Origin of the sequence: Acinetobacter sp. AOR12_HL (assembly GCF_027855275.1) — a bacterium.
Classification (GTDB): domain Bacteria; phylum Pseudomonadota; class Gammaproteobacteria; order Pseudomonadales; family Moraxellaceae; genus Acinetobacter; species Acinetobacter baumannii.
On sequence record NZ_JAKTIJ010000006.1, the window covers coordinates 1 to 12,931 of the forward strand.

The 12,931-nt window shown below is 42.0% G+C and carries 13 protein-coding genes; 5 read left to right on the forward strand and 8 right to left on the reverse strand.

What is annotated here, in order from left to right:
* From MKL36_RS02375 to MKL36_RS02400, 6 genes are all read right to left on the reverse strand, one after another.
* Positions 1 to 605 (reverse strand): beta-ketoacyl synthase N-terminal-like domain-containing protein (locus tag MKL36_RS02375; RefSeq protein WP_270908965.1); only part of this gene is annotated, 605 nt, incomplete at its 3' end.
* 419 nt (positions 606 to 1,024) lie between these two features.
* On the reverse strand, positions 1,025 to 1,678 hold the full coding sequence (locus tag MKL36_RS02380; RefSeq protein WP_021511229.1) for a 3-oxoacid CoA-transferase subunit B: 654 nt from the start codon (positions 1,676 to 1,678) through the stop codon (positions 1,025 to 1,027).
* Between the two features lie 18 nt (positions 1,679 to 1,696).
* Positions 1,697 to 2,368 (reverse strand): 3-oxoacid CoA-transferase subunit A, encoded by a 672-nt coding sequence (locus MKL36_RS02385; RefSeq protein WP_021511230.1) that lies wholly within the window; start codon positions 2,366 to 2,368, stop codon positions 1,697 to 1,699.
* Positions 2,369 to 2,502: 134 nt separating this feature from the next.
* A complete protein-coding gene (catA, locus tag MKL36_RS02390) occupies positions 2,503 to 3,423 on the reverse strand; it encodes a catechol 1,2-dioxygenase (protein WP_001081618.1) in 921 nt (306 codons plus the stop codon).
* Positions 3,424 to 3,583: 160 nt separating this feature from the next.
* Positions 3,584 to 3,874, reverse strand: coding sequence for a muconolactone Delta-isomerase (catC, locus tag MKL36_RS02395; RefSeq protein ID WP_000897235.1), 291 nt, complete (start codon positions 3,872 to 3,874; stop codon positions 3,584 to 3,586).
* A gap of 23 nt (positions 3,875 to 3,897) precedes the next feature.
* Positions 3,898 to 5,004 (reverse strand): muconate/chloromuconate family cycloisomerase, encoded by a 1,107-nt coding sequence (locus MKL36_RS02400; RefSeq protein WP_021511231.1) that lies wholly within the window; start codon positions 5,002 to 5,004, stop codon positions 3,898 to 3,900.
* 100 nt (positions 5,005 to 5,104) lie between these two features.
* On the opposite strand from MKL36_RS02400, the gene MKL36_RS02405 reads away from it, so the two are divergent.
* Both MKL36_RS02405 and MKL36_RS02410 read left to right on the forward strand, forming a co-directional pair.
* Entirely contained in the window at positions 5,105 to 6,019 is a 915-nt protein-coding gene (locus tag MKL36_RS02405) for a LysR family transcriptional regulator (protein ID WP_000423293.1), read from the forward strand.
* A gap of 81 nt (positions 6,020 to 6,100) precedes the next feature.
* Positions 6,101 to 6,895 carry a TorF family putative porin gene (locus MKL36_RS02410; protein ID WP_021511232.1) on the forward strand — a complete coding sequence of 265 codons (795 nt, stop codon included), beginning with the start codon at positions 6,101 to 6,103 and terminating at the stop codon, positions 6,893 to 6,895.
* 67 nt (positions 6,896 to 6,962) lie between these two features.
* Here MKL36_RS02410 and MKL36_RS02415 read toward each other — a convergent pair whose 3' ends face one another.
* Together MKL36_RS02415 and MKL36_RS02420 are read right to left on the reverse strand one after the other, a co-directional pair.
* Positions 6,963 to 7,679 carry a FadR/GntR family transcriptional regulator gene (locus MKL36_RS02415; protein WP_000029961.1) on the reverse strand — a complete coding sequence of 239 codons (717 nt, stop codon included), beginning with the start codon at positions 7,677 to 7,679 and terminating at the stop codon, positions 6,963 to 6,965.
* Between the two features lie 83 nt (positions 7,680 to 7,762).
* Positions 7,763 to 9,496 (reverse strand): IlvD/Edd family dehydratase, encoded by a 1,734-nt coding sequence (locus tag MKL36_RS02420; protein WP_001060819.1) that lies wholly within the window; start codon positions 9,494 to 9,496, stop codon positions 7,763 to 7,765.
* A 169-nt stretch (positions 9,497 to 9,665) separates the two neighbouring features.
* Between MKL36_RS02420 and abaQ the strand changes: the two genes are divergently transcribed.
* The 3 genes from abaQ to MKL36_RS02435 form a co-directional block, all read left to right on the forward strand.
* On the forward strand, positions 9,666 to 10,970 hold the full coding sequence (gene abaQ, locus MKL36_RS02425) for a multidrug efflux MFS transporter AbaQ (RefSeq protein WP_000345069.1): 1,305 nt from the start codon (positions 9,666 to 9,668) through the stop codon (positions 10,968 to 10,970).
* Between the two features lie 10 nt (positions 10,971 to 10,980).
* Positions 10,981 to 11,979 carry an AraD1 family protein gene (gene araD1, locus MKL36_RS02430; protein WP_001165773.1) on the forward strand — a complete coding sequence of 333 codons (999 nt, stop codon included), beginning with the start codon at positions 10,981 to 10,983 and terminating at the stop codon, positions 11,977 to 11,979.
* Between the two features lie 11 nt (positions 11,980 to 11,990).
* Positions 11,991 to 12,931, forward strand: a 941-nt coding sequence (locus MKL36_RS02435; protein ID WP_270908966.1) for an aldehyde dehydrogenase family protein, incomplete at its 3' end; no start/stop codon positions are given.

Consider the following 12,931-nt stretch of genomic DNA (forward strand, 5'->3'; position numbering starts at 1 on the left):
GAAAAAAAGCCTTTGGCTTGCGCGCTTGCGGTGCGTTGTTGGCTCACCAAGGCAAACTGGTCCTGATCTGCACGATTGACGTTGAACTGTTCAGCAACGTTTTCGGCAGTCTGGGGCATGGTGTCTACACCATACAATTCTTTAAGTTTAGGGTTAATGAAACGCCAGCCCATGGTGGTGTCTTCAATCTTCTGACTACGGCCAAAGGCACTGTCAGACTTACCCATTACATAAGGTGCACGGCTCATGCTTTCTACACCACCTGCAATCACCAAGTTCGCTTCACCTGCTTTAATGGCACGGGCAGCAATAGCAATGGCATCGAGTGAAGAACCGCATAAACGGTTAATGGTGGTTGCTGGAACCTGATACGGTAACCCAGCAAGTAGTGCTGACATACGGCCGACATTACGGTTATCTTCACCGGCTTGATTGGCACAGCCATAAATCACATCATCGACCTGTTCCCAATCTACACCTGGGTTACGCTGTATAAGTGCTTTAATTGGCACAGCGCCAAGGTCATCGGCACGGACAGGTGCAAGGCCACCGGCGTAACGGCCAAATGGAGTACGGATGGCATCGATGATATAAGCGTTTTTCATTCTAACTTTTGTCCTTTACTTCAGGCCTTTTTAGCCATTCTCCGTAAGTATTTCGCAGTGGCGACATGGATGTCGCCTCGTTGCTCAGCACAACAGGGAGGTTGTGTCTGAGTAACAAAGGTTTTTGGTTACTTTTTTAAAAAAGTGACACGAATTAGCTGGTGGTACCTGACTTAAACAGATAAGACTCCGTTGTGATGCTTTATAAATTTTCATATCAACGAATAACATCACAGCTGTAATTTATTGTGATATCCATAGGTCTGTTGCATAAGCGATACCTTACTTTTGAAAGGTCAAAAGTAACAAAAACCTTTGTTGAACAGAGGAGGCTTCTTTGCCTCCCTGTCCAACGGGCGACATCCATGTCGCCTGTCACGATAGTGAACGCTGTGGAATAGGTCTTTGCTGTATAAACCTTACCCTTGAGTCGCATCAATCAAAGTTGCACCGGTTAAAGCCTGTAACTCATCAAAGCTAAGACCTTCAACTTTCTCAATCACCTTTAAACCATCATTGGTCACATCAATTACACACAGGTCAGTGTAAATACGGTCAACACAGTGTTTACCCGTTACCGGATAGGTCAGCTCAGCCACAATCTTCGGCTCACCTTGTTTGGTTACATGGTCTGTAGTGATAAATACTTTCTTGGCACCAACTGCCAAATCCATTGCACCACCAACAGCAGGAATCGCATCCGGTGCACCCGTGTGCCAGTTCGCCAAGTCACCATTCGCAGCAACCTGAAATGCCCCAAGCACCGCAATATCAAGGTGACCACCACGCATCATGGCAAATGAATCGCCATGGTGGAAAAAGCTGCCGCCTTCAAGCATGGTCACAAACTCTTTACCCGCATTAATCAGTTCAGGGTCTTCTTCACCTGCCGCTGGTGGTGGGCCAAAAGCCAACAGGCCATTTTCAGAATGTAGGAAGACATCTTTGTCAGCAGGTAAGTAGCTGGCAATCTTGGTCGGTAAGCCAATACCCAAGTTGACATAGGCACCATCCGGAATATCTTGTGCCACACGTTGTGCAATCTGGTCACGGCTGAGTTTCTGGTAGCTCATGTTATTTCTCCTTATTGCTTACTGTGCGGGCTGTACTTGTACAACGTGCTGTACAAAGATACCTGGGGTAATGATGTGTTCCGGATCTAATCCACCCAGTTCAACCACTTCAGAAACCTGGGCAATGGTGACATCAGCAGCCATGGCCATGATCGGGCCAAAGTTACGTGCAGATTTACGGTAAACCAGATTGCCCCAGCGGTCGCCCTTGTAGGCTTTAATCAGGGCAAAGTCAGCCTTGATCGGATACTCAAGCACGTAATCTTTACCATCAATCTCACGGGTTTCTTTACCTTCAGCTAAAAGTGTCCCAAAGCCTGTTGGGGTAAACACAGCGCCAAGGCCCATACCCGCTGCCTGAATACGACACGCCAGATTGCCTTGCGGTACCAGTTCAAGTTCAACCTTTCCGGCACGGTACAGTTCATCAAACACATAAGAGTCCGACTGACGTGGGAAAGAGCAAATCACTTTTTTAATAGAACCGGCTTTGAGCAGTTTAGCCAGACCATAATCCCCATTACCGGCATTGTTGCTCACAATGGTCAGGTCCTTAACGCCAAGTTCAATCAGACCGTCAATGAGTTCAGCGGGTTGTCCTGCGGTACCAAAACCACCAATCAGAATGGTTGCACCATCTTTAATTTGCGATAAAACCTCGCTTAGTGAGGACTTACTTTTGTCAATCATGTGAGAAACCTTAGAGCATGAGGTAACGTGATGTATTACTACCGCTAAAAATTTATTGAAATTCTTAATGGTAGTAATAAATGGAGTAAATTTTGTGAGTCAAAAGCGAACTTTTAACTCACATACACTTTCAATTAAGCACTAGCGCGACGGCGTTCAACTTCAGTTGAAGGAGCAGCAGCGGCTTCTTTAACCAATTCAATGTTAAATGTGATGTGTTTGAAAGCGTGATCTAAACCACGGCGTTGAATTTCAGCAGGGTCTGTGACATCTACTGCTGTTGCCACTAAACCGTCACGAGTAGCGAAAGCAAAGTCATCCCATAAATACTCATCACCCTCAATGTTGAATTGAGTAGTCAGCTTGCGGTAACCCGGTGCAGAAACGAAGTAGTGAACGTGAGATGGACGGTTACCATGACGGCCTAACTTGTTAAGAAGAGCCTGAGTTGTACCTTCAGGAGGGCATCCATAACCAACTGGCATAGTGGTTAACGCTACATATTTACCATCTGCATCGGTGAAAATGGTACGGCGTAAGTTAAAGTCAGATTGTGACTTATCAAAGAATGAATAGTTACCTAAACTGTTGGCATGCCATACTTCAACTTTGGCATTTTCAATAATATTGCCATCAGTGTCGGTTACCGTACCTTCAATAATTAAGGTATCGATTTTGCCAGTCTCAGTTCCGTCATCCATACGTGCAAAGCCAACTGATTCAGGTGCGCCAGCAACATAAAGTGGACCTTCGATAGTACGAGGTGTACCGCCTGTAATACCAGCTTTGGCATCTGCTTCATCTGCACGTAAGTCAAGGTAATGTTCAAGACCTAAGCCTGCTGCCAAAAGACCAAGTTCATTTGCTTGACCTGCATCGGTAAAATATTCCAAACCTTTCCAAACTTCAGAAGGCTGGATGTCTAAATCTTCGATGGCTTGAAATAAATCCCCAAGAAGGCGCACTACAATTTGTTGAACACGTGCATCAACTTCGCCTTTTGCAGTGTCGACATTCATTTGTTTTACAAGCGCATCAATTTGTTGACGGTTCATACTAAAACTCCTTAAGTATGCAATACGGTTTTGGGTGGCAGCGCTGCGGGCATTTTGTTTTGCTAGCGAATAAGTGCCGCCACGTTCCTTGTTACCTTCTGAATAATCTGCTTGGTTTTTAAATGGACTTCAGAGATCACATTTAAAAAATTCTTTCTATTTACGAATCATCATCACGGACAGAAGATGGATGACGGTTAAGTGCCATCACTTCAATGTCCATATATGGATAGAGAGGTAAACCTTGTAAAATGTTGTGCAATTCTTCATTGCTCTCTACATCAAAAATACTGATGTTCGAGTACTGACCTGTAATTCGCCAGATATGACGCCATTTACCTTGGCGTTGTAAGTCTTGCGAATAAGCCTTTTCAACGGCCTTAATTTCATTTGCTTTGTCGGCTGGCATATCAAGTGGAATATGCACATCCATACGTACATGAAATAACATGGGAAACTCCTTATCCTGTTGCCTTAACGACGTAATTTCTCAATCGTATCTTCATCAATTTCAATGCCTAAGCCCGGAGCTGTCGGTAAATGCAATTCAAAGTTTTCGTAACGTAGCGGCTCTTTTAAAATTTCTTCGGTAAGTAATAACGGACCAAATAATTCAGTGCCGAACGCTAACGTTTCAAAAGTTGCAAATACATGGGCCGATGCAATACTTCCTACAGGACCTTCAAGCATAGTGCCGCCATATAGATCGATACCAGCCAAACCAGCAATTTTGCCAACTTCACATGCTTCAATCAGACCACCAGATTGTTCAATTTTTACGGCAAATACATCTGCACCATGATTTTTTGCAATACGGTACGCGCTGTCAGGTCCAGTTAAAGCCTCATCAGCCATAATGGCTACATCAAAACGTTGGGTGAGGCGAGCAAGTGCTTCGGTATTTTGAATGGCACATGGCTGTTCGATTAAATCGATTCCACCATCTTGGAGCTGTTGAATACCATGAATACACTCAAGTTCTGACCATGCACGGTTCACATCTACACGTACACTAACATCAGCACCTAATGCTTTTTTAATAGCAATCACATGGTCAACATCTTGCTGTAAAGGACGCGCACCAATTTTAAGTTTGAACGTGTTGTGGCGCTTTAGCTCAATCATTTTGCGAGCTTCAGCAATATCTTTTTCCGTGTCACCAGACGCAAGCGTCCAAAGCACAGGTAAACTATTACGCAGACGTCCACCTAAAACTTCGCTTAATGGCACACCTAAACGTTTGGCCTGAATATCAAGTAGGGCAGTCTGAATGGCACACTTAGCAAAGCGGTTACCATTAATATTTTTACGAATCAGTTTTAGTGTTTGTGCAACATTTAAATCTTTAACTGATGTCAGTAATGGTGCAAAGTAGGTATCAATATTGGCTTTGACACTCTCAGGACTTTCTTCACCATAGTTCAGCCCACCAATGGTGGTGGCTTCACCCCAACCGACAATACCATCCGTGGTCGTAATTTTAACGAGTACCAAAGTCTGGGTACGCATAGTAGTCACAGACAACTGGTGAGGACGGATAGTTGGAATATCCACAAGTATGGTTTCTATGGTTCTATACATGAAGTTTCAACTATTACGAACTTGTTTGTATACCATAGAAGAATGTAATAGCCTAAAATAGATATAGAACGGTATTTTAAGATACTAAAAAGGTATATTAATGGAATTAAGACATCTACGTTATTTTGTTACCGTTGTTGAAGAACAGAGTCTGACGAAAGCTGCAGAAAAGCTTTTTATTGCTCAGCCACCTTTAACACGCCAAATCAAAAAACTAGAAGAAGAATTAGGGATCGATTTATTCGAAAAAGGCTCTCGTCCATTAAAAGTAACGGAAGCAGGGCTGTTTTTTTACCAGCATGCGGTACAAATTTTGACGCACACCGCTCAAGCTGCTTCGATGGCTAAAAAAATGAAGCTGGTCGAGAATGTTGTTAAAGTTGGTTATGTGAGTTCGCTTCTTTATGGGCGATTACCACAGGTCATTTATCTATTTAGGCAAAAAAATCCTGACATTCATGTCGAGCTTATTGAATGTGGTACACGAGATCAGGTGGAAGCATTAAAACTCGGTAAAATTGATTTAGGTTTTGGTCGATTACCAATTAGTGATCCAGCCATTAAGCGACTTTTACTCAGAAAAGAAAAATTAAAACTCGCAATCCATAAAAAACACCCATTAAGTGATTTCCAAGAGTCAGGAATTTATTTATCTCAAATTATCAATGAGACGATTTTTTCTTATCCAACCACACCTAAACCAAATTTTTCGACCACTATTCAAGCTTTATTTACCAAATTAGGTCTTGTTCCCGCCAAGCTGACTGAAGTACGAGAAATTCATATGGCACTTGGCTTAGTGGCATCCGGAGAGGGTATTTGTATTATTCCGGAAAGCGCCTGCGACATTGGAATGAAGAATCTAACTTATTTAAATATCTTAGACTTAGAAGCCTATAGTCCCATCTCTCTATCCATGCGCAACATGGACCAAAGTTCCTATATTCCTAAAATCTTAGATTGTATTGAAGAGATCTATAGCGAAGAAGAAGTATCCAGAAATTTGAATTTATAAATTTTTAATACGCTTTAAATTGAATTATCATGTTATTTTAAAACTTTAAACCTATAGGTAATATGTAAAAGGAATTATTAAATGAGAAAAATTTTAGGTATAGCTTCTCTCATTATGTCTACAGGTGTTGTACATGCTGAACAATTAAATGAACAAGAACAAATTTCTCCGTATAGTGCGAATGTGACTTTTGCAAGTCAATATATTTCACGTGGTTTCCAACAAACTTGGGGTAAGCCTGCACTACAAATTGGCTTCGACTATGCAAATCCGAATGGGCTATTTATGGGTACTTGGGCATCCAATGTAAGTTCAAACTATCTCCGCGATGCTTCAGTTGAATGGGACTTTTATGCAGGTTATTTAAAAACTATCGATAAATTCTCAATTGGAATGTCTGTTTTTTATTATTATTACCCAGGTGCAAAAAGTACGCCTGAAACGGGGAGTACAAGCTATAACTATGGCGAAATTGTGCCCCAAATTGGCTATGGTCCTTTAAGTCTCAAATATTTTATTACCTATACCCCAGATTACGCAGGTTATAACTCAAATACGATGGGTGGACCGGAAGGTAAACGTTCACGAGGAACAACCTATTTAGACCTCAACTTTACACAGCCGATCAATGAAAGTTGGACTTTTGGTGCCCACTATGGCTATGAAAGAATTAAAAACTTCTCAGAAGCTAATTTTCAGGATATGAAAGTCGAACTTATTAAAGATTTAGGTGATGGCTGGACTACAGGGTTAGCTTATACCAAAGCGTGGGACAAAGACGGATACTATAGAAATTATAGTAATGGTGAACCAGATGCACCAATTTCAAATCCGATTGATTCGACATTTACTGTCTCAGTTAAAAAAGTATTCTAATTTATACATAAAAAGCCTGATCACTTTAATTTGGAGTCAGCAGGCTTTTTCTAATACATAGAGAAAATTATTTTTTAATTAAATCATAAGCCATTTTAGTATCGTCTAGCTGAACCAGTGAAGCATGACGAGCAGAGAGCGGATCTTTATTTTCAATTGCTGTCAAAATTGCTTTATGTCTTGGTAATGAATGACCTTGTAAATTTGGGCGTAGACTGGTGACTTGAATCGATTGCTGCAAAGGTAAAACCAGCATTTTTGACATATAAGCCAATAAGTCATTATGCGTTGCTTTGGCAATTGCTAAGTGAAACTGGATATCTGGCTCTATAAATTCTTCAACTGTTGTTGCCTTTTCCATTCCTTCATAGGCTTGCTTAATACGCTCAATATCTTCTTCATTTGCTGTACTTGCCGCAATATAGGCTAACTCCGGTTCTAAAACGCGTCGTACGGTAGAAAGTGTTTTAAAAAACTCGTGCTCAGGCGTGGTTTGAATCAACCAGAACAGTACATCTGGGTCGAGTAAATGCCATTCTTCTTTAGGTCGAACTACTGTTCCGATTTTGGGCCTTGAATAAGTTAAGCCTTTAGCATTTAAAACGCGTATTGCTTCGCGAAAGACAGGGCGGCTGACTTTATATTCCTCACATAAATCAACTTCACTTGGGAGTTTTTCATTTTCTGAGATTTCTCCAGAAACGATTTTTAATCCCAATTGTTGAACAATTAATGCATGTTGGCTTTTGCTTGGAATAGGATTTTTATAGTCAGCTTTACTCATATTTCACTATTACGACATGTTGAATATCCTATGGTATAGATGACCTTGTGTTTTAACAAGATCATCTTTTTCAAGAATAAATATTAATGGGAATGACGTGGAACTTCTGAGCCACGGCAACCGACCAAGAAATCAAAATCACAACCCTCATCGGCTTGTAAAACATGTTCTACATAGAGCTTACGGTAACCGCCAATAAAACTTGGTGGAGCTGGTGGTGCTAAATTTTCAAGACGTTGCTTAAGTTCTTCATCACTCACTTCTAGGTGAAGTTTTCCAGCATAGGCATCAAGTTCGATAAAGTCACCATTTTGAACTACGGCCAAAGGCCCACCTGCCATAGCTTCAGGGGCAACATGTAAAACGACCGTACCATACGCTGTTCCACTCATTCGTGCATCGGAAATACGAACCATGTCGGTAATGCCTTTGGCTAAAATTTTTGGTGGTAGTCCCATATTTCCAACCTCGGCCATGCCCGGATATCCTTTAGGGCCAGCATTTTTCATCACAAGAATACAAGTTTCATCGACATCTAGATCTGGGTCGTTAATACGGGATTTATAATCATCGAAGTTTTCAAATACGACTGCACGACCACGGTGTTTCATCAACTCCGGTGTGGCAGCAGATGGTTTAAGCACCGCACCTTTAGGCGCTAAATTTCCGCGCAAAATACACATACCGCCATCTTGTCGAATTGGATTATCTATTTTCCGAATCACTTCATCATTATAAATAGGTGACTGTTGGCAGTTTTCCCAAATGGTTTGACCGTTTACGGTTAAAGCTTGAGGATGTGGTAAGAGATTGGCTTCACCCATGCGACGAATCACGGCTGGCAAGCCGCCGCTATAATAGAACTCTTCCATTAAAAAACGACCCGAAGGCTGTAAGTCGACAATGGTTGGCATGCCGCGGCCAACACGGTTCCAGTCATCCAGTTGTAAATCAACCCCAATGCGTCCAGCAATTGCTTTTAAATGAATCACGGCGTTGGTTGAACCACCAATAGCTGCATTGACTTTAATCGCATTTTCAAAGGCTTCTTTGGTTAAGATTTTAGAAAGGCGTAAATCTTCATGAACCATGTCAACAATGCGCATACCTGAAAGATGAGCCAACACATAACGGCGAGAATCTACCGCTGGAATGGCCGCATTGTGGGGTAAAGAAGTGCCTAGGGCTTCAGCCATACAAGCCATTGTAGAAGCCGTGCCCATGGTATTACATGTACCAGCTGAGCGTGACATACCAGATTCGGCAGATAAAAATTCATTTAAATCAATTTTGCCTGCTTTTAACTCTTCATGCATTTGCCAAACGATGGTACCTGCACCAATGTCTTTACCTTTGTGCTTACCATTCAGCATTGGTCCACCAGTCACTACAATGGCAGGAATATCACAACTTGCAGCTCCCATTAATAATGCAGGGGTGGTTTTGTCACAACCTGTCAGTAACACCACACCGTCAATAGGGTTACCACGAATCGCTTCTTCAACATCCATACTGGCTAAGTTACGGGTAAACATGGCGGTAGGACGTAAATTCGACTCACCATTTGAAAATACAGGAAACTCAACAGGGTAGCCGCCCGCTTCTAAAATCCCTTTTTTTACGTGTTCGGCAATTTTTCGAAAATGCGCATTACATGGGGTGAGTTCAGACCACGTATTACAAATTCCAATAATGGGCTTGCCTTGAAACTCATGATCTGGAATTCCTTGGTTCTTCATCCAGCTGCGATACATAAAGCCATTTTTATCCGTTGTACCAAACCAGGCAGCCGAACGAAGAACTTGTTTGTTATTCATACAAATTTCCCTATATAGTATTACTATTATAATTAATTAAATTAAAAATACACCATAAATTTTATTTTTAAAAGGTTTGAAATTTAAATAGTATTACTATATTTTAAATTGAAAGGATAATTTACGAGCAAGATGCTCTATAAGTAAATAATAGGAAATGGAGTCGAACATGGATTTCGAAAAGGATGTAATACGGACGGTCACGTTTAAGCTGATACCTGCATTAGTCATACTATATCTGGTGGCATACATTGATCGGGCCGCTGTCGGGTTCGCTCATTTGCATATGGGTGCCGATGTAGGAATTGGTGATGCTGCCTATGGTCTAGGAGCTGGCTTATTTTTTATTGGATATTTTCTTTTTGAAGTTCCAAGTAATTTGCTTTTAGACAAATTTGGTGCTCGTAAATGGTTTACCCGCATTTTATTAACATGGGGCCTCATCACCATGGCCATGGCGCTTATTCAAGGCCCTAAAAGTTTTTATCTCTTAAGGTTTTTACTCGGTGTAGCAGAGGCGGGTTTTTTCCCTGGTGTTTTATACCTAATTACGCAGTGGTATCCGGTGCGGCATCGCGGAAAAATCATGGGAATGTTTGTGCTTTCACAACCGATTGCCATGATGATTGCAGGGCCTTTAGCTGGTCTATTACTTGGAATGGATGGCATTGCAAATTTACACGGCTGGCAATGGTTGTTTGTTGCAGTTGGCTTGCCCGCGGTTTTATTGGCTTTACCTACATTTTTGTGGCTGCCCGATAACATTGATAAAGTAAAATGGTTAAGCATTGAACAAAAACAATGGCTTAAAAATGAACTCGTTAAAGATGAAGCCGAATATGACCAAACCCGACATGCCAATCCACTACATGCTTTAAAAGACAAACGCGTACTTTTATTAGCACTTTACTACTTACCGGTAACTTTAAGTATTTATGGTTTAAATCTCTGGCTTCCTACCATTATTAAGCAATTTGGCGGAGGTAGTGATATTCAAATTGGGTTCTTATCTAGCATTCCCTATATTTTTGGAATTATTGGACTTCTCATTATTCCGCGTAGTACTGACCGCCTGAACGATCGTTACGGACACTTAAGTTTTCTGTATGCACTAGGTGCTTGTGCAATGTTTTTAAGTGGTTGGCTAAATTCTCCAGTTATGCAGTTGGCAGCTTTGGCTGTAGTTGCGTTCTGTCTATTTTCATCGACTGCCGTGTTTTGGACATTACCGGGTCGTTTCTTAACGGGTGCAAGTGCAGCGGCTGGTATCGCCTTAATTAACTCTGTTGGAAATTTAGGTGGCTATGTCGGTCCATTTGGGATCGGACTGTTAAAAGAATACACGGGAAATATGGCTGCTGGTTTGTATTTCTTATCTATCGTCATGCTTTTTGGCTTGATTCTGACTTACATCGTCTATGCCAAGCTCGAACGTCAAAAAACACAAACAGTGAATATTCAAAAGCCTTTGTAAGGAATAAAACATGCAAATTATTCAATTTGAGAATCGTGCAAATCAACGTGCCGTCGCGAAAGTAGAAGGCAACATGGCATATCCGGTTAAAGATATTCAATCGGTTCGTGATTTAGCACTTTTAGCAATCCGCAATAAAGTTTCACTGGAACAACAAGTTGAGGCGTTAGGGTTTGAGTCCGAAACTTATGATTATTCATCTTTATTAGCAGATTTAAAGGTATTGCCGCCTTTAGATCATCCAGATCCAACGCACTGCTTAATTTCCGGTACAGGTTTAACCCATTTAGGTTCTGCATCTGCACGCGACAAAATGCATCAACAAAATTTAAGTGATGACAGCTCGGTGACCGACACCATGCGAATATTTCAATGGGGGCTACAAAAGGGCCGTCCAGCAGAAGGTCAGATCGGTGCGCAACCGGAATGGTTTTATAAAGGCGATGGTTCAATTGTGGTAAGACCGGGAGCTGAATTACCTTTACCCCCATTTGCTGAAGACGGCGGCGAAGAACCTGAAATCGCAGGCCTCTATGTTATTGGCGAAGATTTAAAGCCTTACCGAATCGGGTTTGCGCTGGGCAATGAATATTCTGATCACGTGATGGAGCGCCGTAACTATTTATATCTGGCCCATTCAAAATTGCGTTTTTGCAGTTTTGGTCCAGCTTTACGGACGGGCGAGTTACCAAAACATTTAGTCGGAACCAGCCGCTTGCGCCGTGATGGACAAATTATTTGGGAAAAAGAGTTTTTGTCGGGTGAGGACAATATGTGCCATAGCTTGGCAAATCTGGAATATCACCACTTTAAGTATCAACAATTTTTAAAAGCAGGGGATGTACATATTCACTACTTCGGTACAGCGACTCTATCTTTTGCCGATGGTATTCAAGCGCAGGTTAATGATGAGTTTGAAATCGAAATGAAAGAGTTCGGTCATCCACTCAAAAACAAACTTGCTCATATGCAACCCGAATTACCGATCGGTTCAGTTATTACTCTCTAAGGAATATAAAAATGGTCATTGGACACAACTTTATTGGCGGTTCACGCAGCGCGCAAGGTACAACCTTATTAAAAAGTATTCATGCTACGACTGGTGAAACTTTGCCTTATGAGTTTCACCATGCAACCGAGCAAGAGATTAATCAGGCCTGTGAAGCAGCCAGTCAAGCCTTTAAGACTTACCGCCATACCTCACCTGAACAGCGTGCAGTTTTTTTAGAAAATATTGCCGATGAGCTCGATGCTTTGGGTACAGATTTTCTTGAAATTGTCTCACAGGAAACCGCTTTGCCAATTGCACGCCTACAAGGTGAACGTGCCCGTACCAGTGGGCAAATGCGTTTGTTTGCCAAAGTATTGCGCCGTGGTGATTTTTTAGGTGCCCGTATTGATACTGCTTTACCTGAGCGTCAGCCTTTACCTCGCTCAGACCTGCGCCAGATTAAAATCGGTGTTGGCCCTGTTGCAGTCTTTGGGGCAAGTAACTTTCCTTTAGCATTCTCAACTGCGGGTGGTGACACTGCTTCGGCACTGGCAGCAGGTTGCTCTGTAGTGGTGAAAGCCCATAGTGGACATATGGCGACAGCAGACTTTGTAGCGCAGGCAATTGAACGTGCCGTAGAAAAATCAAATATGCCAAAAGGTGTGTTTAATATGATCTACGGTAATGGTGTGGGTGAACCACTGGTTAAGCATCCTTTAATTCAGGCAGTTGGTTTTACCGGTTCACTGCGTGGTGGTCGTGCTTTATGTGATATGGCCGCAGCCCGACCACAACCGATTCCGGTGTTTGCTGAAATGAGTAGTATTAACCCGATGTTGATGTTGCCCGAAGCCTTAAAAAACCGTGGTGAAAAAATTGCACAGGACTTGGCTGATTCAGTAGTTTTAGGCTGTGGTCAGTTCTGTACCAATCCGGGTTTAATCTTGGGAATTAAATCAGCTGAATTTAG